Origin of the sequence: Planococcus circulans (assembly GCF_020023385.1) — a bacterium.
Lineage (GTDB): Bacteria > Bacillota > Bacilli > Bacillales_A > Planococcaceae > Planococcus.
Genome location: NZ_JAIQCL010000005.1, coordinates 1 through 22,797 on the forward strand (window position 1 = coordinate 1; position 22,797 = coordinate 22,797).

Genomic DNA, 22,797 nt, shown 5'->3' on the forward strand with positions numbered 1-22,797 from the left:
TCTTATGCCCGTCGAATCTACACGGGCGCTTCCGCTTTTCTCATTGTCCAGCTTCAGCAGCCAGCTCCTCGAGTCGCTTCAGCCTTTCCAGCAATGGCTGAAGAACGCCATTACCGGCAAGGCTTCCAGCGCTTGTCGGAGCTAAACGGCTGCCTCCGCTTTTCGGGTATGAAACCCCTTATACGATTGCTTGATTTCTAAGTAGGTTTCCATTTCGTGGATCACTTGATACAGTTCGGCCATTGCCAGGAATTTTTCGTGGCGGTCGGGCAATGGCAAAGCGGCAAAATTCTCTTTGACTTTATCCAACTTCGTAATATAACGGTACGCCGTATTGCCGGAATGGACGTGTTCAGCTAAATCTTCCAGGAAATCTGCAACCAGATCTGTTTGATCCACAATCATCGGCAACGCCGTGATTTTCGGCAAGATGCGTTCGATGATTTCCAGTTGTTGTTCGCGCATTTCGAAATAATGATAATACTTATTTTCGTGGCGGGTTATGTGGTTTTCAACATCCTGATAAGCCAATGCCTTCGCTTTTTCCAGCAGTTTTCTGGCTTCCATCAATTCTTTGCCGCTCCAGCCGGATTCCCCTTCGCGCAAATAGACGACTATTTCGCGGAAAATGGAAGCGTAAATATTTTCAATCTCGTGCCGGTAACTGTCCAGCTTTTTTTCAATGCTCGGCATATACATATTAACGGCAAGTGCCGTCCCGAAACCGACCAGCATTAAAATCAATTCATTAGTCAATAGATCGAAATTCAGGTTTTTCGCATCATAGAGATGGAGCAGAATGACAGAACTTGATACAAAGCCATCCTGGAACCGAAGTGTCACCAATAGGGGGATAAAGAGCACAATCAGGATGCCGAGCATAACTGGATGATAGGCAATTCCTTCAAAAAAGATGAAGGCGTATAATATGCCGATCAGACTGGCGATAAATCGGGAAAAAGCTGCCCTTATCGATTTCTTTTTGGTCGGTTGGATGCACAGAATCGTCAAGATGCCGGCAGAGACATAATAATCGAGCTGCAACCATTGCGCTAAAGTAATGGCGATCGCTACGCCCAAAGCGGTTTTCATCGTTCGGTAACCAATTGAATATGGCCTCAAATTCAGCTTCATTTTATCCTCCAAATTTTGGCATGAAAAAAATGCCCCCATAAGAGGCATCCTTTCTTAAACTTCGTCGCAATGCTGTTCGAATATTGCTTGAATATGCGTAATAACAGACATTGGGTCATGGCCTTCAATTTCATGACGGCCAATTTCATCAACCATTTTCCCGTCTTTCATAAAGACAAAAGAAGGCGAAGATGGCAAATGATCGTCACCGAAAATCGCGCGTGCCTGAGCAGTTGCTTCTTTGTCCTGTCCAGCGAAAACTGTGTACAGGTTATCCGGTCGTTTGTCATAGTGGATGGAATGTAAAGCAGCCGGGCGCGCAATGCCGCCTGCACATCCGCATACAGAGTTGACCATGACAAGGCTTGTTCCTTTTTGTGAAAATGCTTCGTTTACAGCTTCAGCCGATTCGAGCTGTGTATATCCTCCATCAATCAATTCCTGACGGGCTTGTGTAGCTATATCATTCATTAGGAAGTTAAAATCCATGCTCATCAAATATCACTCCTTATCATTGCTTCTTTTATCATAGCAGGTGTTCAATGGACTTGCAAAAAAGCTTACTCAAATAATTGCATAATCGCTTGGGACACAGTCAATTCGTCGTTCAGGACCTGTGTTTCCAGTTTTCTGACCAATTGGCGCCGTTCTGCATTGTCAAAAAAGCGGCTGTGCAGCTCATCCGTAATCATTGAGCGGAACCAATCCTTGGTCTGTTCCTGGCGGCGCTTTTTCCAATAGCCGCTGACTTTCACCGTGTCTTCGAATTCTTTGACCATTTTCCAGACTTCCGGGATACCGATTTCTTCCACCGATGAAACGGCGAGCGAACGCGTTTTCCAACTGTCCGTAGCGGGTTGCAGAAAGTGCATCATCTGTTTGTATTCTGAAACGGTTTTTTTCGCCAGCTGCGCGTTTTCCCCATCCGCTTTATGGACGATGATGGCATCCGCCAATTCCAGTATGCCCTTTTTCATGCCCTGCAGTTCGTCTCCGGCACCTGTCAGCACCAATAACAGGAACATATCGACCATTCCCCGTACCAGTGTTTCGCTTTGGCCGACACCGACCGTTTCCACTAAAATGACATCGTATCCCCCTGCTTCACACAGCAGCATCGTTTCTCGTGTCTTTTTATGGACGCCGCCAAGCGTCCCTGCTGTAGGGGAAGGCCGGATAAACGCTTGTGGATTTCGAGCCAGCTGTTCCATCCGCGTCTTGTCTCCAAGAATACTGCCTCCTGTGAGAGAAGAACTGGGATCGATCGCCAGTACAGCAACCCGGTGTCCAAGCTCAGTCAGCATTTCACCGAACGTTTCGATGAATGTGCTTTTGCCTGCTCCTGGAACGCCCGTTATGCCGATGCGGATGCTACCTCCGGTGAACGGCAGCAATTGATTGAGCAATTCCTGTCCATTCTTTTTATGTTCGGGATTTGAGCTTTCCAGCAAGGTGATCGCTTTGCCTAAGTATAGACGCGAACCGCTCCGGACCCCATCTGCCATCGCCTGGATATCCAAGATCTCGTCTGCCGGCTTCTTGAACTTTTTCCGTGGCAAGGCCTTCATGCCATCATGTGCCTCGTGGACGCCTTCCATGACACGCCTGGAATTCTTTTTGCGGCTCATCAGTCTGCCACTTCCTCATATCCAAGGCGCACATAGATTTCCTCAATGACTTTCTGTGCTGCCACCGGTATGACTGTACCCGGTCCAAAAATCGCACTGGCTCCGTTATTGCGGAGGAATTCATAATCCTGCGCAGGTATAACTCCGCCGACCACAATCAGAATATCTTCACGGCCAATTTTCGCCAGTTCCGCTTTCAAATCCGGAACCAAAGTCATATGCCCTGCTGCAAGCGAGCTTACGCCAATGACATGGACATCATTTTCCGCTGCCTGTTGAGCCGTTTCTGCAGGTGTCTGGAACAACGGTCCGATATCGACATCGAAGCCCAAGTCGGCAAATGCTGTTGCAATGACCTTCGCTCCACGATCATGTCCATCCTGCCCCATCTTAGCAATCAGGATACGAGGACGGCGCCCTTCGTTTTCAATGAAATCTTCCGTCATTTCCTTGACGACTTCCATTTCCTGCTGGTTAGAGAAATTCGAACTATAGACTCCGCTCACTGAACGAATCACCGCCTTATGTCTTCCGGATGCTTTCTCGATCGCATCGGAGATTTCACCAAGTGATGCCCGGTGCCGTGCCGCTTCTACAGCGCAGGCCAGAATGTTTTCTTCGCCGCTTTGCGCCGCTTTCGTCAAGGCTTCCAGAGCCGCTGCCACTTTATCGCTGTCGCGCTCGGCTTTCATGCGGTCCAAGCGTTCAATCTGTGTTTTACGGACCATCGTATTATCGATGTTCAGGATATCGATCGGATCCTCCTGATCAAGGCGGTAGCGGTTAACCCCAATGATCACTTCTTCATTGGAATCGATTTGCGCCTGCTTTTTCGCAGCCGCTTCCTCGATGCGCATCTTCGGCAAGCCTGTTTCGATGGCTTTTGCCATTCCGCCCAGCTCTTCGACTTCTTCAATCAATTCCCATGCTTTGTCCATCAATTCCTTGGTCAACGATTCTACATAATATGAACCACCCCATGGATCGATGACATTGGTCATCATGGTCTCTTCCTGAAGGAATAATTGGGTGTTGCGGGCAATGCGTGCCGAAAAATCCGTCGGCAACGCAATGGCTTCATCCAGCGCATTGGTATGGAGTGACTGTGTATGTCCCATTGCCGCTGCATTCGCTTCAATCAAGGTGCGGGTAACGTTATTGAATGGATCCTGCTCGGTCAAACTCCAGCCGGATGTCTGGGAATGTGTCCGCAGCGCCAAGGCTTTGTCATTTTTCGGATTGAAGCTTTTCATCATTTTTGCCCATATTTCACGGCCGGCGCGCATTTTGGCGACCTCCATGAAATAGTTCAGGCCGATGCCCCAGAAAAAGGACAGACGCGGTGCAAAATGATCGATATCAATGCCTGCAGCAAGTCCCGTACGGACATATTCAAGTCCGTCTGCCAAGGTGTAGGCCAATTCAAGATCTGCTGTCGCTCCAGCTTCCTGGATATGGTAGCCGGAAATCGAAATCGAATTGAATTTCGGCATATGATCGGACGTATACTTAAAGATATCCGCAATGATCTGCATCGACATAGCCGGCGGATAAATATATGTATTGCGGACCATATACTCTTTTAAAATATCGTTTTGGATCGTTCCCGCCAATTGGTCAGGAGAAACACCCTGCTCTTCAGCCGCTACAATAAAGAATGCCATGATCGGCACTACTGCACCATTCATCGTCATGGAAACAGACATCTGATCCAACGGGATGCCGTCAAACAGGATTTTCATGTCTTCGACACTGTCGATGGCAACGCCGGCCTTGCCGACATCTCCGACTACACGTTTGTGATCGGAATCGTAGCCGCGGTGCGTTGCAAGGTCAAAGGCAACAGATAAGCCTTTTTGGCCCATCGCTAAATTGCGTCGGTAAAAGGCATTGCTTTCTTCCGCTGTCGAGAATCCAGCATACTGGCGTACAGTCCATGGACGTGACACGTACATCGTCGGGTAGGGTCCGCGCACATTGGGCGCAAATCCTGGCAGGCTTTCTTCCAGAAATTCAATGTCTTTCTCTGTATAGGTTGGTTTAATGTCAATGCCTTCATTTGTAGTAAAGGCGCTTTGCTGTGTAACCTTCTGAGAAGCAACATCTAGCTCACCGAGTGTGACTTTGGAAAAATCGGGTTTAGCCATTTAGAGCGCCTCCTTTCCTAGAGCAAGAATTTTCTCGAGTTTTGACGTGATATGTTTACCGGAATATAGGGTGTCATCGATGCCAAAGCTTGCCCATTCCGAAAGTTGTTCTTTTGGGTATTTACCGGCCAAATCGATGCTGGATTGCGTGTTTAAGCCAGGAACTACGGCTGCAACAGCTTCTTTCGATCCACATAGTACGGCATAATCAATGTGTTCATCAGCCAGGAATTGATTGATCTCTTCAGCAGACGCCAAATGAGGGCTAACCAGGGGTTCAATTCCGCCAACTGCAAGAAAACCCGAAACGAAATCAGCTTGGGCCTTGATCTTCTTCAATGGTTCGACCAAAACGATTGCCGATTTCAGGCTGGTCACCCTGCTTTGTGCACGAATATTTTCAAAAGGCGTAGCCAGGCGTTTTGCTGTCATGTACTCCAAATGCCCATCGTCGATTTTGGCGTCTTTTACCGGTTCCTGTGGATTCGCATAAATATTGGTACCGATCAGCGATTGTTTGCGTGTCGCTACATTTTTTTCCCGCTCAATCCATTTCGCCTGAATATCGTCTGTCAGCCAGCCCGACTTAATGACTTCGGCATATCCTCCTGCCTCTTCGATCTCCAGGAAATAATTCCAGGCGGCTTCTACGTATTCTTTTGTCAAAGTTTCAATAAAATAAGAGCCTGCGGCCGGATCGATTACATGGGAAACATGTGCTTCTTCTTTGATGACCAGCTGCACATTGCGGGCGATACGCCGGCTCGACAGGTCAGGTTCCGTCAAGAAGTCATGCGGATGGACAGTATGCGCATCCGTGCCGCCAAGGACTGCGGCAAAAGTTGAATTTCCCGCCCGCAGTAAATTCACGTAAGGATCCAGTTTCGAATAAGAACGGACAGAAGTTTCGGTAAACAACGGAATCGTCGGCGCTTCTTCTCCGTAAGCGGAACTGAAAGCCTGCCATAACACACGGAATGCGCGCAACTTAGCAATTTCCTGGAAAAATTGAGTATCCACCGCGAAACGGATCCACGTTTTTTTTGCGGTTTCTGCAAACTCGGCCTCTTCCATGCGCTCAGAAAGGATACTGAGCGCAACGCCCAGTTCATGTACTGCCGTTCCTCCGGCATGGTGGATCGGAATGGTATCTACTAATTGGGTACGGATGTTTTCAGGTGCCACAACGGCCTCTTCGGAAAAGATGACACCTTGAACCTGCGAAAGCTGGTCTGGAGATACAAAATCGAAAACCCGCAGAATATTCTGGTCGTCACCCGTTAATTTAAAATAAATAGGATACTGGACAATCATTTCTGCCAATTCAGTCAATTGTCCATCCGTCCAGTCAAACTTACGGAATCCCGTATAGACAACCGATTCATTTCCGCGGAGAATATCCTCTTTCATCAACGCCAGGTATTCCTGGGCTGAATCTGCCGTCACTTCTTGGGAAACAATCCAGCTTGGCTGATGCTTGCCGCGTTGAATAGCAGCTACTTGAGCCGGTACGTAACGGCCCAATTGATCAAGCATTTCTTTAGTGTATAACGGTTCCAGTGTTACATCTTCAATAGTTGGTGTTTTCAACGTTTCATCAAAAGGCTTGCCCTTAATCGCTTTTTCAGCTGCTTGTTGCCATTCACTGTATGTATGCGTTGGAAATTGTGTTCTTTTCATCGATTCGATTGTCAAACTATTCCCTCCTCAAAGGCTATCTGCTTTCATTTTACCCGACTGAACGCTGACATTAAAGGGGAAAAAAAGCTGGAAGTCCGAAGACTCCAGCTTTTCTTAATAAACAGACGTATTTTCTTTTGACATATTCTCTAATATTTCTTTGACGCGTGCCAGGAATTGACCACATACGAGGCCATCAAGTACACGGTGATCAAGCGATAGGCACAGGTTGACCATGTCACGGGCCGCTATCATTCCATTGTCCATGATGACCGGACGCTTAACGATCGACTCCACTTGCATAATGGCTGCTTGAGGATGATTGATGATGCCCATTGACTGGACAGAACCAAATGATCCGGTGTTATTGACAGTAAATGTTCCACCCTGCATGTCAGCGGATTTCAATTTTCCTGAACGTGCTTTGAGCGCCAGTTCATTCACTTCCTTGCCGATGCCTTTAACCGATTTTTCATCAGAATTCTTGATGACCGGAACAAACAAAGCATTGTCTGACGCGACAGCGATGGAAATATTGATATCTTTTTTCTGGATGATTTTATCTCCAGCCCACATGGAATTCATCATCGGGAATTCTTTCAAAGCCTGTGAAACGGCTTTAACAAAGAAGGCGAAATAGGTGATATTGAACCCTTCTTTTTTCTTGAATTCTCCTTTGATGGAATCACGGTATTGAACCAGATTTGTGACATCCACTTCGATCATCATCCATGCATGCGGCGCTTCGTGCTTGCTCTTCAGCATGTTGGCAGCAATTGCCTTGCGCACGCCTGTGACCGGAATTTCAATATCTCCAGGTGCACTTTCAATCGGTGCAGCGGCTGGTTTCGGCGCTTCCGGTGCCGGTTGTTGAGCAGCTGGCTGTTCGGTTTGCGGAGCTTGTTTCTCAGCTGCAGGAGCGTCTCCCGCTTTCGGAATATTGCCGCTGTCAATCAAGGCCATCAAATCTTTGCGGGTGATGCGCCCTTCGTTTCCTGAGCCCTCCACTTGACCCAAATCGATGTCGTTATCCTGTGCTAGACGAAGTACTGCGGGTGAGTAACGGCCTTTCGATCCCGATGGTTTCGCGGGCTGGGAAGACCCTTTCGTCCCTTCAAGCTCCGTAGTCGGCTTGGCGCCGGCTGCCGGCATTTCTGTCGCCTTTTCGCCGCTTGCCGGTTTCGCTTCCTCAACAGGAGCCGCGCCGCCGCCTTCTGTTTCAATTGTGCAGACGATTTCGCCGACCGCCAAGGTTTCACCTTCTGCAGCAATCAATTCTTTGACTGTACCCGTGAACGAGGATGGGACTTCCGCAGTTACTTTGTCTGTATTGACTTCCGCAAGCGGATCGTATTTATTCACATGATCACCCGGCTGGACGAGCCATTTTTCAATGGTGCCTTCTGTAACACTTTCGCCCAGCTGAGGCATTTTGATGTTTTCAATAGCCAAGAGAGTTCCTCCTTTACTTGATGGTGTCTATTTTTCTGTTTGAACGTTTTATGCCTGTCGGAGGCCCACAGGATGCGGGTCATGTAAGCGTTGCGACAGGAAGTCGCGCTTTTAGCTTACGTTCCTTTATTAGGCGCTTTCGCTTTTCTTTTTGCCCAGCTCTTTGGGTCATAAGCCATCCCGGCAGAGCTACATGGGCACCTATGCTTTTCTCACTGTCCAGCTCCAACAGCCAGTCCCTCGAGTCGCTTCAGCTTTCCCGGCAATGGCAAAGAACGCCATTACCAGGAAAGCTTCCAGCGCTTGTCGGGACTAAACGGCTGCTTCCGCTTTTCGTCTTAAAACTCCGCCAATTCTCTCATCGCTTTTTCTACTTTATCCGGATTGATCATGAAGAATTTCTCCATGGTCGGCGCGTAGGCCATTGCCGGGATATCCGGTCCTGCGAGACGTTTGATTGGAGCATCCAAGTCGAATAGGCAGTTTTCAGCGATGATCGCCGCTACTTCTCCGATGATGCTTCCTTCTTTATTGTCTTCTGTGACGAGCAGGACTTTGCCGGTTTTCTTCGCGGCTTCGATGATGCCATCTTTGTCCAGTGGGTAGATCGTCCGCAAATCAAGGACATGCGCGGAGATTCCGTCTTCCGCCAAACGTTCTGCTGCCTGCAGTGCAAAGTGGACAGCGAGTCCGTAAGTGATGACGGTGATGTCTTCGCCTTCGCGTTTCACATCCGCCTTACCGATTTCAATTGTATAATCTTCTTCCGGCACTTCGCCTTTAATCAAACGGTAAGCGCGTTTGTGCTCGAAGAACATAACAGGATCTTCATCGCGGATCGCCGCCTTCAAAAGGCCTTTAGCGTCATATGGAGTGGACGGAATAACAATTTTCAAACCAGGCTGGTTCGCAAATATCGCTTCCACCGACTGCGAATGGTAAAGTGCGCCGTGGACGCCGCCGCCGAATGGTGCACGAAATACAATCGGACATGACCAATCGTTATTTGAACGGTAGCGGATACGGGATGCTTCAGAAATAATCTGGTTGACGGCAGGCATGATGAAATCCGCGAATTGCATTTCTGCAATTGGCCGCAATCCATACATCGCTGCACCAATTCCGACTCCGGCAATCGCCGATTCTGCAAGAGGCGTATCCAGGACACGGTCTTCGCCGAATTGATCGTAAAGACCTTGTGTCGCTTTGAAGACCCCGCCTTTTTTACCAACATCTTCTCCGAGAACAAAGACGTTTTCGTCACGTTCCATTTCTTCTTTCATGGCAAGCGTGATGGCATCGATATAAGACATAATAGCCATTATTCGTCTCCTCCTTCTTCGGCATAGACATATTTCATCGCATGTTCCGGTTCTGCATATGCTGCATTTTCTGCGTAATCTGTCGCTTCATTGACTGTTGCCATAATGCGGTCATTGATTTCTTTTTCAATCTCGTCATTCATGATGCCGTGTTCTTTTAAATAGGCACCGAACGTCAGGATTGGATCCGTCGATTTTTGCGCAGCTAATTCGTCTGCTGAACGGTACTGACGATGATCATCATCTGAAGAGTGGGCTGTCATCCGTTCAGAAACGGTTTCGACAAGGCTCGGGCCTTCGCCGCGGCGTGCACGGTCGGCAGCCTCTTTGACGTGCTTATAGACTTCGATTGGATCATTGCCGTCAATTGTCACACCTGGCATGCCGTAGCCGATTGCACGGTCTGAGACGTTTTTGCTGGCCAATTGGCGCTCAACCGGTACTGAAATCGCATATTTATTGTTTTCGACCATGATGACCACCGGTAATTTATGGACGCCGGCAAAGTTCATGCCTTCGTGGAAATCACCTTGGTTGGAAGAACCTTCCCCAAGCGTCGTGAATGTAATGAAATCTTTTTTCTTCATTTTGCCCGCTAAAGCGACACCCACTGCGTGCGGCAATTGTGTCGTAACCGGTGAAGATCCAGTCAGGATGCGGTTGCTTTTCTGTCCAAAATGGCCAGGCATCTGGCGTCCGCCGGAGTTCGGGTCTTCTGCTTTCGCAAAAGCTGACAGCATCAGGTCTTTCGGCGTCATGCCGAAGTGAAGGACCACGCCGATATCACGGTAATAAGGAGCGATATAATCCTTTGTGTTATCAAGGGCGAAAGCCGCGCCAACTTGCGCTGCCTCCTGTCCCTGACATGAAATCACGAAAGGAATTTTACCTGCGCGGTTCAAAAGCCACATGCGTTCATCCACACGGCGTGCCATCAACATCGTTTCATACATTTTCAATAAGTCATCGTTCGTCAAACCGATCTCTTCATGTTTAGAAGCCATTGTTTGTTCCTCCTTCAACTATGAATTGCTTTGCCGTCAACTGCCAATGCCGCTTCGCCCATAACCTCTGAAAGTGTAGGGTGCGGATGGATCGTTTCAGCAATTTCCCATGGTGTTGCATCCAATACCATCGCCAGGCCAGCTTCTGAAATCATATCCGTAACATGCGGACCAATCATATGGACGCCGAGAATATCGTTTGTCTCTTTATCAGCAATAATTTTGACAAACCCATCAGACTCACCATATACCAGCGCTTTGCCGATGGCTTTAAAAGAAAATTTGCCGACTTTGACATCATGCCCTTTTTCTTTTGCCTGATCTTCTGTAATGCCGACGCTTGCTGCTTCCGGATTGGAATAGATGCAGCGTGATACCAGGTCGTAATCGATGGCATGCGGGTCATTGCCTTTAATGTGTTCAATGGCTGTGATGCCTTCATGGGAAGCGACATGCGCCAATTGCAGGCCGCCGATCACATCACCAATTGCATAGATATGGGACTCTTTTGTCTGGAAGGATTTTTTCACTTGAACAAACCCTTTTTCGACGATGATGTCCGTATTTTCGATGCCGATGTTTTCAATATTCGCTCGGCGACCAACAGAAACCAGCATTTTTTCGGCAGAGAAACTTTCGTTTTCACCGTTGATTTCCGCTTGGATCGTTACGCCATTCTCGCCTGTTTCCAAGGTATCCGCCATCACTTTTGCGTTTGTCGCAAACTTGATGCCTTTTTTCTTCAATAACTTCAGCATTTCCTTGGAAATGTCTTTGTCCTCTGTCGGGATGATGCGGTCCGCATATTCGATGACCGTTACGTCAACACCAAAATCATTGAGCATGGAAGCCCATTCGATTCCGATGACTCCGCCGCCGACAATCAGGATCGATTGCGGCAGACTTTCCATTTTCAATGCCTCATCAGAACTCATGACAAACTCGCCGTCAATGGTCAGACCCGGCAACGTGCGTGGGCGTGAGCCGGTAGCGATAATGACATTGTTTGGAATCAACATTTCGTTTTCTTCCCCATTTTTCATCTCTACAGAAATGGTTCCTGCGTTCGGTGAAAAAATAGAAGGCCCCAGGATTCGGCCGATGCCTTCGTAGACATCAATCTTCCCTTTTTTCATCAAGCCTTGAACACCTGCGTGCAATTGGTCGACAATTCCTTGTTTGCGTTGCTGGACACGTCCAAAATCAAGTGTGACTTCACCAGTCTGAACACCAAAATCCGCTGCGTGGTTTTTGGTAGTTGAGTATACTTCCGCACTGCGGAGCAATGCTTTGCTTGGTATACAGCCTCTGTGCAAGCAAGTGCCACCCAATTCGCCTTTTTCGACGATTGCTGTTTTCAATCCGAGTTGTGCAGAGCGTATCGCCGCTACATAACCGCCTGTTCCGCCGCCTAAAATGACAACATCATAATTTTGAGCCATGGATATATCCTCCTTTATACGCTTTAATCAACGTTCATATCTGTTTATTCTGCTGAATGAAGGTTCTCCGTCGATTAATACGGATAGATCTTTACACGTTCTTCTCCATTCAATACCCTTGCTGCACCTTCTGCCAATGCTTGAAGTTCATTTTCACCTGCCTGGACCTCGACGTCCGCAATCCAGCTGACTCTTTCGGAAATCGATTCGACAAAGGATTTTCCGTAAGCCAGGCCCCCTGTCAGGATGATGGCATCGACCTGCCCCTTTAAGACAGCACTGGCAGAGCCAATTTCTTTGGCAATTTGATAAGCCATCGCCTGATAGAACAACTCTGCTTTTTCATCACCTTTTAAAATCCGTTTCTCCACCTTCACCACATCATTGGTATCCAGATAGCCGAACAATCCACCTTGCCTCACCAATTTCTTCATGATTTCATGGCGGCTGTACTGTCCGGAAAAGCATAATTCCACTAAATCACCTGCGGGTACCGTTCCCGCCCGTTCCGGACTGAACGGACCATCACCATGCAAACCATTGTTGACGTCGATGACGCGCCCATCCTGATGGACTCCGACCGTGATGCCGCGTCCCATGTGGGCAACAATCAATCGCATCTCCTCATAGGAGCGGCCAACTTTATGAGCGTATCTCCGCGCCACCGCTTTGTGGTTGAGCGCATGGAAAATGGACTTTCGTTCGATGGAGGAAAATCCGGATACCCGCGCAATCGGCTCCAATTCGTCAACAACTACCGGATCGACGATAAATGACGGAATATTGAGGGCATCCGCAATTTCAAAAGCGATGATGCCGCCTAGATTGGAGGCATGCTGCCCTGAATATCCTTCTCGAAGATCTTTTATCATTCCATCGCTGACTGCATAGGTCCCGCCTTGAATGGGGCGGAGCAAACCGCCTCTTCCACATACTGCCGACAGGTTGGAGACGTTCATACCTTCTTCATCCAGCGCTTCGAGAATGGTGTTTTTCCTGAAAAGATGCTGGTCCGAGATGCTTGGGAATCCTCCGATATCTTCACCCGAATGGCTGATCATCTTTTCCATAATCAGGATATCGTTGTCAAAAACGCCGATCTTAGTCGAAGTGGGGGCAGGGTTAATGACTAGAATGCGATTCAGCTGTTTTTGCACATCGATCCCCCATTTCTACTTTTTTGCTTCGTAAAATTAGTCATAGTTGTTTGAATTGATTTGAATCGGAATAGTTGAGAGAAAAACAGCAGGTGAAAATGACTGGCTCACCTGCTGGACGTTATTTATCTTCTGCTTAAAATGTTGTGTTCGTTTCTTAGGAATTGAGTTCTTGAATTACGGACACGGTCAATGCGCTCTTCAGCCATACGGTCTGCAGCGATATAGCTAGGAACATTATCACGCTTGGAAATCGCGAAGATTTTCGTGATGCTGTCGTAGATGGTCTCGACGCGCTTCATCGCACGTTCGTTGTTGTATCCGTATAATTCATCCGCAACATTGATGACACCGCCGGAGTTGATAACGAAATCAGGTGCGTAAACGATGCCGCGAGCTTCAAGTTCGTCACCGTGGCGTTCTTCTTTCAGTTGGTTGTTGGCAGAACCGGCAACCACTTTCACTTTCAATTGAGGGATCGTATCGTCATTGATGATGGCTCCCATTGCACATGGAGCGAAAATATCCGCTTCTTGTGAGTAGATGTCATTTGGCGCGACTGCTGTTGCGCCAAATGCAGCAACTGCACGCTGCACCGCTTCTTTATTGATATCCGTAACGATCAATTTCGCGCCTTCTTTGTGAAGGTATTCGCAAAGCGGGTAAGCAACGTTGCCGACACCTTGTACTGCAACTGTCTTGCCTTCCAATGAATCATCGCCGAATGCTTCGAGAGCAGCGGCTTTCATGCCGATGTATGCGCCGTAGGCAGTAACTGGAGACGGATTTCCTGAAGAACCGAAAGCTGGCGAAATGCCTGTTACGTAATCCGTTTCTTCATGGATCAAATCCATATCCGCAACTGTTGTACCAACGTCTTCAGCAGTTATGTAGCGGCCGTTCAACCCTTGGATGAAACGTCCGAATGCACGGAACATCTCTTCGTTCTTGTCTTTCAACGGATCGCCGATAATTACCGTTTTACCGCCGCCCAGGTTCAATCCGGCTGCAGCATTTTTATATGTCATTCCGCGGCCAAGGCGGATTGCGTCTTCAATCGCTTCTTCTTCTGTTGCATAATTCCACATGCGCGTTCCGCCAAGAGCCGGCCCGAGAGTTGTGTCATGAATGCAGATGATCGCTTTAAGTCCTGAGTTTTTATCCTGGCAGAAAACCAATTGTTCGTAATCGCCCTGTTCCATTCTTTTGAAAATTTCCATTGTCAATTCCTCCTAATAGTTGTTCCTGAAGTTGATGATGAGCAAATGGCCAAAGCCAATGAATATAATTTGCTTTCGGCACTGTCGGCTCGAGATGACAAAACAATCGGTGCCTTTGCACCCGCTACTATACTGCCGACTTTCGCCTTCGAAAAAAAGACCAGTGATTTATACAGGATATTGCCGGATTCAATAGTTGGAACAAGCAGGATATCGGCTTTGCCGGCATTGTCGCCTGCTATTCGTTTATGTTTGGCTGCATCAACGGATATTGCATTATCGAGGGCGAATGGTCCGTCTACAATACAATTCTTGATTTGGCCGCGCTGGTTCATTGCAGTCAATGCCGCGGCATCTAGCGTAGCTTCCATATTCGGATTGATTACTTCCACACCCGCGAGTGGTGCGACGATCGGCATTTCAACACCGACTGCGCGCGCTATCTGAACAGCGTTTTGAATAATTTGTACTTTTTGAGATAAATCAGGATGGATGTTCATGCCCGCATCCGTCACAAAAATCAACCTGTCGAAACCAGCAACTTCAAAAGCAGCAATATGGGACATGACCGATCCTGTCCTCAGGCCATAATCTGGATTCAGTACGGCTTTCAATAGCACTGCCGTAGCAATCTGGCCTTTCATCAGGATATCGGAATCATTCCTGAATACTGATTTCACCGCTTCTTCTGCAGCCATTTCCACTGAGCTGACATGATGGAGCTGAACATGGGGATGGTTGAGCAGCTGAGGGAAATGTTCCCGCATCATTGCTGTTGCCGCCAATTCATCATCGTATAGCCGAAAATGTGCCATCTTTCGGTCGACAGCCATATTGACCGCCTCCAAAACAGCCCTGTCAGCAGCAGCGGCTACTGCCACCGTGTGGCCGAAACCGTTTGGCGCATTTTCGAGTAAATAATTTAATGTGGCCATTCTTGCTCACCTCATTCTTCTTAATTAAAACAGAATGAATGGCGATTTATAAGGGATGAAAGCGTTTTATTTGTGTTTCTCCCCCCAATACTTTGCAAATACTTGCAAAACCCTGCAAGAGTTTGCAAAAAGCTTACATCAAACCATATTTCTCTAATTTGTAATACAAGGTTCGAAGGGAAATCTCCAATTGTTTTGCCGTCTTGGATTTATTGCCATTAAATTGAGTTAGTGCGTGATGAAGAATTCCGCGCTCTACCGTGTCCAACTGTTCCTGCAGCGATACTGATGATTGGATCACCACCTCGTTTTTCGCTTCGGCGACCCGCAGCATATTGAGCGGAATATGTTCTTCGGTTAACATGCGGTCGTTCATCTGCATGAAAATCATTGAGCGGCTCAGCACATTTTCAAGCTCCCTAACATTGCCTGGCCAATCGTAGACGCGCAAATACTGCAAGGCTTTGTCAGAGATGGATTCGACGCTGCGGCCATATTCCTGGTTCAACTTCAGGAGCAGCCGTTCGACGATTCTCGGGATGTCCTGCTTGCGGTTGCGAAGCGGTGGAATGAGGATTGGCATACGGTTTAGGCGGTAGTACAGATCTTCACGAAATTTGCCTTCTAATAATGCTTTTTCCATATTGGCGTTTGTCGAGGCGATGACCCGCACATTGACAGATATCGGTTTGGTCCCGCCGAGACGCAAGGTTTCATGCTCCTGCAGCACACGCAGCAACTTGCTTTGCAATGCAGATGACAGTTCACCGATTTCATCGAGGAAAATACTGCCGTTGTTCGCTTCTTCAAACAAGCCGCGCTTTTCTCCAGTTTTGATGCCAGGAATTGCCCCCTCCTCGTAGCCGAAAAGCTCACTTTCGAGCAATTCTTCGGACAAGGCAGCGCAATTGACACGCACGAATTTATTGTATTTTCGTTCACTCGCACTGTGTATCGCATGAGCAAAAAGTTCTTTGCCGGTACCTGATTCACCACGCAAAAGCACAGTCACTAGCGTTTGTGCCGCCAGTTTCGCCTGTTGCAGCGATAATTGCATCTCTGAGGACAGGCCGATGATGTCATCGAAGGTATATTTGGACTCCAATGTCCGGATGATGCTTCGGGCACGGTCCAATTCTTTCATCAAAGAACGGATTTCTGTCGTATCGTGGATGACGCCTACGCTGCCTTTCAATTTATTGTCCACGATAATCGGTGCGACATTGACAATGACTTCCCTATTCGATGGCCCGACCTTTAAATTGACCCCCCGCACAGGTTTGCGCGTCTGCAAGGCTTTGAGATGCATGCTTTCCCCTTCAGATATATCCGCCGATGCGGGCTGCCCGATAACATCCTCCACCTGCAGGCCGGTGATGCGTGTATAGGCCGGATTGACGAGCAGGCCATAACCTTTTTCATCCACGACCGAAATGGCATCGTCGCTCGATTGGATGATGGCTTCCAACATCGTCTGAATTTCTTTCAGGTCCGTGATTTCCTCCGCCAGTGAAACGACTTCAGTAATATCCTTGAATACCGCAAATGCACCGATCGTTTCTCCGTTATCGTCGATCATCGGAAAACGGGAAGTGACAATTTTAGAGCCGTTTTTCAGCTGCAGCTCCCTGTTCAATTCGATGCGCCCTGTTTCATAAATCCTTGGCAGTTCACTCAACGAAATAAATTCGTGGATATGCCGTCCAATCGTTTCATCCGCTGCCACTTCAAGCATTCGTGCCGCACTTTTGTTCATAAAATTGATGTGGCTCGTTTTGTCGATGCCGATCATGCCTTCTTCTATCGAGTTAAAGATGATTTTCTCCCGGTGGCTCTCCTTGCTGAGGCGGTTGATGAAATGTTGTTTCTCCTCCAGCAGACGGACAAACACATTCGCAAGGCTACCAGGGATGATAACGGTATTTTTTAAAAAATGCCCTTGCAGCTCCTCATAGAGTGAATTGCTTCCTGTAACATTAAAGACAATGTCGATATCCGTCTTATCGAACTTCCGGTAATCTTCTGCGACCGGAATACCATGTGTCTTTGCAGTCAACATGGCTCCAGCCTCAGGGTTCAAATCGACAACGCCGCGCACACGCAAGTAATCAGTTTCCAAAAGAGTGTTCAAAATGGCTGAGCCTCCAACGCCCCCGCCTATAATCAATACAGTTTGCAAATTGATTCAACCTTTCTCTTCTGTTTTGCAAGTAATTGCAAGAATGTTTTAAGCGTACATCAGGAAGGTTTTCTTGACAACTTTGACGGAATTGGAAACAATAGATGCAGAAGGATGTGGAAATATGGGTCGTCTAGTGGCATTTATCATCTTGCTGATCCCTGGAATCATGGCGGCGTATGGCATAAAGCTGATGCGTGATACCTTGTTCAATAAATTGCTTGAGCCTTACCCGGCTCTTTGGCTTCAATTTACACTCGGCACCGTTTTTGTCGTTCTCGGCATCGGTTTTTTCGCAGGCTTTCTCCTGAACCGCGACCGCAAAAAAGGGACCGTCTCAAAAAGATTCCAGAAGTAAAAAAATTGCGTCTACCCCATAAGGGGAGACGCAATTTTTCTTTTGACCCGGTCCGGGTAATTGGTGATGATTCCGACCATTTGTGGATCCAAGCGATCCATCAGCGACTCTGATCCGAGAATTCCGTATAACCGAACTTTCTTGTCCAGCTTCAGAATTTCGTCACAAAAAGATTTGGCAATCAGCCTTTTGTGGAGATGAATGCTGTCCACCCAATCCATGTCTTTAATGCGAGACAGCTGCGTGTTCTTTTTGATGATCCATGCCATTTCCGTTGAAGGCATCAATTTCTTCATTTGCTTCAATAATTGTGGGTTGAAAGAAGATAGATGGACATCTTCCATTCCTTCCAGCATAGCCGCGAGAATCTGTGGCCCTTTTGAATTTTTTGCAAAAGATTCCTTCAGTTCGACATTCAAAGGGATCTTCTTTTTCTTCGCCCATTGGAATACTTCATAAGCCAGCGGCATTTGATGATGCGAGAAATTCCGCATCCATTTCCTGCCTATCCGCAGTTCCTTTATCTCTTCATACGCGAGCGTATGAATACCAGCATTGATACCGGTGAGGCGACGCAGGTTGTCATCGTGGTAGACCACCACTACTCCATCTTTGGTGATCTGCACATCAAGTTCGATGCCGACACCAAATTCACAAGCCTTAAAAAAAGCATTCCATGTGTTTTCCAATGCATATCCTGAAGCGCCTCGGTGTGCATACACTTTGACTTCAGACAATAAAATCATCCTCTTCCATTTCTGAAATCGACTCGATCAGTAAAGTCGGTACTACCCAAACTTTACTTTCCTCTTGAACTTAGTTTCTCCCCCATTTTAACATTGTTGACAAGAGACTAAAAGCCTTGCCGGTTATTCAGGTTTAAGGCTGCTTATGATTTCTTATTACGCATTTGAATTTTGAACAAGAACCTTATGTAAAATCTTACATTGGAAGCTGAAAACAACAAAATCCAGTCAAAGACTGGATTTCAAAACGCTATTCGCCGGTAAAATTATTCTCAATAAATTCCTTTTCCTGTTCCTCAGTTAAAATGCCTCTAGCCTCTCCGATGCTGCCGCCCTGCATCCCCCAAATGAAATTATGTTCATCATCCACTTGGTCAAACTGGCCATTTTTCCAACGTTCGATTATTTGCAGCAAATCTTCCTTTGACTTGAAGTCGGAAGCTATCAAAATCTCTTCTGCTTTGGCGATGGATTCGTCATTCATGCGGATCAAGCCCCACTTTTCAGAAGCTATGACTTTTTGATGGGTCATTTTATGCATCATCGCCCATAGAGCATTTTCAGATGCATCTTTCGGTACTGATTGAACAAATTCCAGCCCTTCCATTTTCTGTGTGCTTTCCTCCATTGCTTTTTCATCCGATACTTGCGCTGATTTTGAGCTTTCGGCATATCCTTGATTATCCGACACTTTGAGTGCCCCCAATGCGATAATGCCAAGAGCCATAAATGCGGCTGTTAGATAGACTATTGTTTTTTTCATCATCAAACTCCTTCAGTCAAATTTCCTCATAGTTTATCCTAGTATTAGGGTATTAAGTACCACTATAACAAAAGTATGACCTTCTATCTACGCTTTTCTCTCTATTTTCCTTTCAGTGAGTCGAATCAATGAATTTTCATTGCGGATATTTCCAAGAACAACAGCATACAAAAAAACCAATGAACTGAAGCTTCATTGGTTTGGAAATCTATTGGTTACGCTTGGATTTTATCATAAGGACAGCATTGTAAAGAACGCAATCAGTATGCTGACGCAATAGACACCGTAAAAATACAGCCGGTCGACGACGGTCCCTTCGCCATTCCCCAAAAAGTAGTCATCAATTTGCCTGATCAATTGCAATTGCGCTCGCCTCTTTTCATTCTGCTGGATTTGCAGGTTTTCGCTTCACTCTGCATGTCTGTTTTTCCCTATCCAGAAAAACGGCGTCTTAATCTTTTCCTCTATTCTGTTTTTCTTAAACCCTTTTTGTCCTCTAAAGTTGGATTGATTCTAGAAAAGCCGAATGATGCAAGGTGCTGCTGCAACGGGTAAAAATAAAAAAAAATCTCCTGCTGATCCGCAGAAGATTTTAAAAACGTCTTTAATTGTGTGGCTCATTCCGCATTTCCAGCCGCAGACTATCTGCGACCATTGCGATGAACTCCGAGTTGGTCGGTTTCGATTCTAAATGCGCTACGCTGTAGCCAAAGATTTTAGAAATGTGCTCTACGGTTTCATGGCGATTCCACACTTGTTCAATTGCATGGCGAATCGACCGTTCAACCCGTGTCGAAGTCGTATCAAACTTGGAGGCGATTCCTGGATACAGCACTTTAGTAACTTTGTTCAGGATTTCAGGTTGCTCTAATACTAAGGAGACTGCTTCCTTCAAGTAATTATAGCCTTTCAGATGAGGAGGAATGCCGATATCTTTAACGATATTGGTGATTCGGTCCTCTTTCGTCAATCTGCTCTCAGACTGCCCTGGCGTCGCGCTTCTTGCTTTCATAATATGATTGATCTGCACGGCCAGACGATCGGCTTCAAAAGGTTTCATGATGAAATAGGATGCTCCGTACTCAGCAGCCTGGCTCATAATCGATTCCTGCCCAAAAGCAGACAGCATAATCACATCGATCCCCTGCAGATCGCCATTTTCCTTGATCGCATCCAGCACAGCAATACCGTCCAAATAAGGCATGATGATGTCCAGCAGCAAAATATCGACTGTCTGTCTATGGAGCATTTCGATGCAGGTCTTGCCATTATAGGCAACATCCACCACTTCCATATTGGGTTGCGCATTTAAATAACCTTGCATCAGTCCAACCAATTCGCGATTATCATCTGCAATTGCGATTTTTATTTTGTCCATTCGACTCTCTCCTTGGTGACTGACTCTAGCAGTTTCCGGTACAGCCTTCAGTCAACGGGTCGATCAATTTTCTTCCCACTACCAAAGCTTATTTCATCATTAACTTACGATCTGCTGCGAGTGACAACAGTTCTTCCGCATGCTGTAGCGTCAAATCTGTTATTTCGGCTCCGGACAGCATCCGGCTCATTTCTTCTGTCCGTTCGCGTCCATCCAGCTCTGTGACTGCAGTGGTCGTGCGCTGGTTGTCGACTTTCTTCTCAATGAATAGATGCTGATCGGCCATTGCCGCTACTTGAGGCAAATGCGATATGCACAAGACCTGGGAATGGACTGAAATGGCAGCAATCTTTTCAGCAATCGCCTGTGCCACCCGGCCGCTTACGCCCGTATCCACTTCATCGAAAATGATGGAAGTGATGCCCTGATGTTTGGAAAAAATAGTTTTTAAAGCCAACATCATTCGGGATAATTCCCCGCCTGAAGCCACTTTGGTAAGAGGTTTCAACGGTTCCCCAAGATTTGTCGAAATATAGAAGGAAATTGCGTCATGGCCATTCCGATCAAAGCGGCCGTTCGGCAACACAGAAAAATTCACTTCAAACGAAGCTTTCGCCATATGTAACTCTTTCAATTGCTCCATTATGGCCTTGCCCAAACTCTTCGCGGCTTTTTTGCGGAGAATTGTAAGTTCTTCCGCTTCCACACGCAAATCTTCGGTCAACTCTTTCAACTTTTCCTGATCCAGCTGGTAACGCTGATCGCGGTTAACCAATTTATCCAATTCATCTGTCTGCTTTTCATGATACAGCAAAATATCTTCAACGGAAGCACCATATTTTCTTTTTAAGGATTGAATGACCGCTAAACGTTGCTCAATCTCATTTAAACGCGCTGGATCAAATTCCATATCATCCAAGATCCGCTTGATTTCAGTGCCGGTGTCTTGAATGAGGTAAAAAGCGCTCGACAGCGTTTCCGAAGACCCGCTGAAGGTTTCATCCACCGCCGCCGCATGTTCAAGTTCAGACATGGCAGAGCCGATCCAGTCCAAACCTTTGCTTTCACCTTGGATCGCTTCATGCGCAGCTGAAATGGATTCGTATATTTTATTGAAATTCTGCAGTTTTTTGCGCTCTGATACCAATTCTTCTTCTTCGCCTATCACCAATTCCGCTGCTTCAATTTCCTGCAGCTGGAAAGTCAGCAAATCGATGCGCTGGGCAATCTGCTGTTCGTTTTCTGTATAAGAGGAAAATTCCCGCTTTAATTTTGTGTATCGATCGAATGTTTGGCTATAGCTCTCCCTGGACTTGGCCAAGCTTTTTCCGGCAAATTGGTCCAACAGGTAAAGATGCTGTTTTTCATCCATCAATTCCTGTGTTTCATGCTGGCCGTGAATGTCAATCAGTGATGCGCCAACTTCACGCAAGATGGAGATGGTCACCAACTTGCCGTTGATGCGGCAGACATTTTTCCCTTTGTCATTCAATTCCCGGCGCAGCAAGATATCGCCATCACTCCAGGAGATGCCGAATTCCTCTAATCTGCGAAACACCGGATGCTGGTCGTCTTCCAATGAAAACAAGCCTTCGATTTCAGCTTTTTTTGCACCATGCCGAATAAACTCCTGGCTGCCCCGTCCACCAGCCAAAAGATGGACTGCATCTATGATAATGGATTTACCGGCACCGGTTTCCCCTGTCAAAACAGTCAGCCCTTCAGAAAAACTGACGGTCAGGGCGTCGATAATGGCAAAATTGCGTATATCTAATTCCCGAAGCATATCCGTTCACCTCTTCTTAAAGCATTTCGATTAAACGCTGTTTTAAAATTTCACGATGTTCGGTGTCTCTGCAGATGATCAGGCATGTGTCATCGCCACAAATGGTTCCTAGAATCTCTTCCCAGTCCAAGTGATCGATCAATGAGCCGATTGCATGGGCATTCCCCGGCAAGGTCTTCATGACCAGAAAATGGCTGGCTCCGTCGATGCTGACAAACGCATCCGTCAATGCACGATGAAGTTTCTGCATCGGATTAAAGCGCTGATCCGCAGGCAAGCTGTATTTGTAGCGGCCGTCCTGCAATGGGACTTTCACTAAATGCAATTCTTTTATATCACGCGATACGGTGGCTTGAGTCACTTCATAGCCGGCTGACTTCAACAGGTCCACGAGCTCGTCCTGAGTTTCGATTTCGCGATTTGAAATAAGATCCCGAATTTTAATGTGGCGCTGTCCCTTGTTCAT

The 22,797-nt window shown here is 47.0% G+C and carries 20 protein-coding genes; 1 reads left to right on the top strand and 19 read right to left on the bottom strand.

Annotated elements, in window-relative coordinates; all coding sequences use genetic code 11:
• Window positions 1-141: 141 nt before the first annotated feature.
• From K8U60_RS09560 to K8U60_RS09620, 13 genes are all read right to left on the bottom strand, one after another.
• Window positions 142-1,134 carry an aromatic acid exporter family protein gene (locus K8U60_RS09560; RefSeq protein ID WP_223637715.1) on the bottom strand — a complete coding sequence of 331 codons (993 nt, stop codon included), beginning with the start codon at window positions 1,132-1,134 and terminating at the stop codon, window positions 142-144.
• A 54-nt stretch (window positions 1,135-1,188) separates the two neighbouring features.
• Window positions 1,189-1,629 (bottom strand): BrxA/BrxB family bacilliredoxin, encoded by a 441-nt coding sequence (locus tag K8U60_RS09565; RefSeq protein WP_223637719.1) that lies wholly within the window; start codon window positions 1,627-1,629, stop codon window positions 1,189-1,191.
• A 65-nt stretch (window positions 1,630-1,694) separates the two neighbouring features.
• Window positions 1,695-2,762, bottom strand: coding sequence for a methylmalonyl Co-A mutase-associated GTPase MeaB (meaB, locus tag K8U60_RS09570; RefSeq protein WP_223637722.1), 1,068 nt, complete (start codon window positions 2,760-2,762; stop codon window positions 1,695-1,697).
• Window positions 2,762-4,909 carry a methylmalonyl-CoA mutase gene (scpA, locus tag K8U60_RS09575; RefSeq protein ID WP_223637726.1) on the bottom strand — a complete coding sequence of 716 codons (2,148 nt, stop codon included), beginning with the start codon at window positions 4,907-4,909 and terminating at the stop codon, window positions 2,762-2,764. The genes meaB and scpA overlap by 1 nt, the downstream gene beginning before the upstream one ends.
• Window positions 4,910-6,604, bottom strand: coding sequence for a methylmalonyl-CoA mutase family protein (locus K8U60_RS09580; protein ID WP_223637730.1), 1,695 nt, complete (start codon window positions 6,602-6,604; stop codon window positions 4,910-4,912).
• A gap of 99 nt (window positions 6,605-6,703) precedes the next feature.
• Window positions 6,704-8,041, bottom strand: coding sequence for a dihydrolipoamide acetyltransferase family protein (locus K8U60_RS09585; RefSeq protein WP_223637733.1), 1,338 nt, complete (start codon window positions 8,039-8,041; stop codon window positions 6,704-6,706).
• Between the two features lie 338 nt (window positions 8,042-8,379).
• Complete coding sequence (locus K8U60_RS09590; RefSeq protein WP_223637736.1) at window positions 8,380-9,363, bottom strand: alpha-ketoacid dehydrogenase subunit beta; 984 nt, start codon at window positions 9,361-9,363, stop codon at window positions 8,380-8,382.
• A complete protein-coding gene (locus K8U60_RS09595; RefSeq protein ID WP_223637739.1) occupies window positions 9,363-10,367 on the bottom strand; it encodes a thiamine pyrophosphate-dependent dehydrogenase E1 component subunit alpha in 1,005 nt (334 codons plus the stop codon). Before K8U60_RS09595 ends, K8U60_RS09590 begins: the two co-directional genes overlap by 1 nt.
• A 14-nt stretch (window positions 10,368-10,381) precedes the next feature.
• Window positions 10,382-11,809, bottom strand: a complete 1,428-nt coding sequence (gene lpdA, locus K8U60_RS09600) for a dihydrolipoyl dehydrogenase (RefSeq protein ID WP_223637741.1) — start codon at window positions 11,807-11,809, stop codon at window positions 10,382-10,384.
• A 74-nt stretch (window positions 11,810-11,883) separates the two neighbouring features.
• Window positions 11,884-12,966, bottom strand: a complete 1,083-nt coding sequence (buk, locus tag K8U60_RS09605) for a butyrate kinase (protein WP_223637743.1) — start codon at window positions 12,964-12,966, stop codon at window positions 11,884-11,886.
• A 125-nt stretch (window positions 12,967-13,091) separates the two neighbouring features.
• Window positions 13,092-14,186: a Leu/Phe/Val dehydrogenase gene (locus K8U60_RS09610; protein WP_223637746.1), complete on the bottom strand. Its 1,095-nt coding sequence runs from the start codon at window positions 14,184-14,186 to the stop codon at window positions 13,092-13,094.
• Window positions 14,187-14,188: 2 nt separating this feature from the next.
• Entirely contained in the window at window positions 14,189-15,121 is a 933-nt protein-coding gene (gene yqiS, locus K8U60_RS09615) for a phosphate butyryltransferase (protein ID WP_223637758.1), read from the bottom strand.
• A gap of 133 nt (window positions 15,122-15,254) precedes the next feature.
• Entirely contained in the window at window positions 15,255-17,300 is a 2,046-nt protein-coding gene (locus tag K8U60_RS09620; protein WP_223637761.1) for a sigma-54 interaction domain-containing protein, read from the bottom strand.
• Window positions 17,301-17,424: 124 nt separating this feature from the next.
• On the opposite strand from K8U60_RS09620, the gene K8U60_RS09625 reads away from it, so the two are divergent.
• On the top strand, window positions 17,425-17,658 hold the full coding sequence (locus tag K8U60_RS09625) for a DUF2627 domain-containing protein (protein WP_223638459.1): 234 nt from the start codon (window positions 17,425-17,427) through the stop codon (window positions 17,656-17,658).
• Window positions 17,659-17,669: 11 nt separating this feature from the next.
• Here the strand turns inward: K8U60_RS09625 and K8U60_RS09630 are convergent, their stop codons facing one another.
• From K8U60_RS09630 to ahrC, 6 genes are all read right to left on the bottom strand, one after another.
• Entirely contained in the window at window positions 17,670-18,395 is a 726-nt protein-coding gene (locus K8U60_RS09630) for a glycerophosphodiester phosphodiesterase (protein WP_223637764.1), read from the bottom strand.
• A gap of 259 nt (window positions 18,396-18,654) precedes the next feature.
• The gene (locus K8U60_RS09635) at window positions 18,655-19,167 is read right to left on the bottom strand and encodes a DUF6241 domain-containing protein (protein WP_223637767.1); all 513 of its coding nucleotides are present in this window, start codon (window positions 19,165-19,167) and stop codon (window positions 18,655-18,657) included.
• A gap of 231 nt (window positions 19,168-19,398) precedes the next feature.
• Window positions 19,399-19,530 carry a hypothetical protein gene (locus K8U60_RS19055; RefSeq protein WP_263298637.1) on the bottom strand — a complete coding sequence of 44 codons (132 nt, stop codon included), beginning with the start codon at window positions 19,528-19,530 and terminating at the stop codon, window positions 19,399-19,401.
• A 241-nt stretch (window positions 19,531-19,771) separates the two neighbouring features.
• The gene (gene spo0A, locus K8U60_RS09640) at window positions 19,772-20,545 is read right to left on the bottom strand and encodes a sporulation transcription factor Spo0A (protein WP_223637783.1); all 774 of its coding nucleotides are present in this window, start codon (window positions 20,543-20,545) and stop codon (window positions 19,772-19,774) included.
• A gap of 88 nt (window positions 20,546-20,633) precedes the next feature.
• Window positions 20,634-22,331: a DNA repair protein RecN gene (recN, locus tag K8U60_RS09645; RefSeq protein ID WP_223637785.1), complete on the bottom strand. Its 1,698-nt coding sequence runs from the start codon at window positions 22,329-22,331 to the stop codon at window positions 20,634-20,636.
• Between the two features lie 16 nt (window positions 22,332-22,347).
• Window positions 22,348-22,797: a transcriptional regulator AhrC/ArgR gene (gene ahrC, locus K8U60_RS09650; protein ID WP_142827854.1), complete on the bottom strand. Its 450-nt coding sequence runs from the start codon at window positions 22,795-22,797 to the stop codon at window positions 22,348-22,350.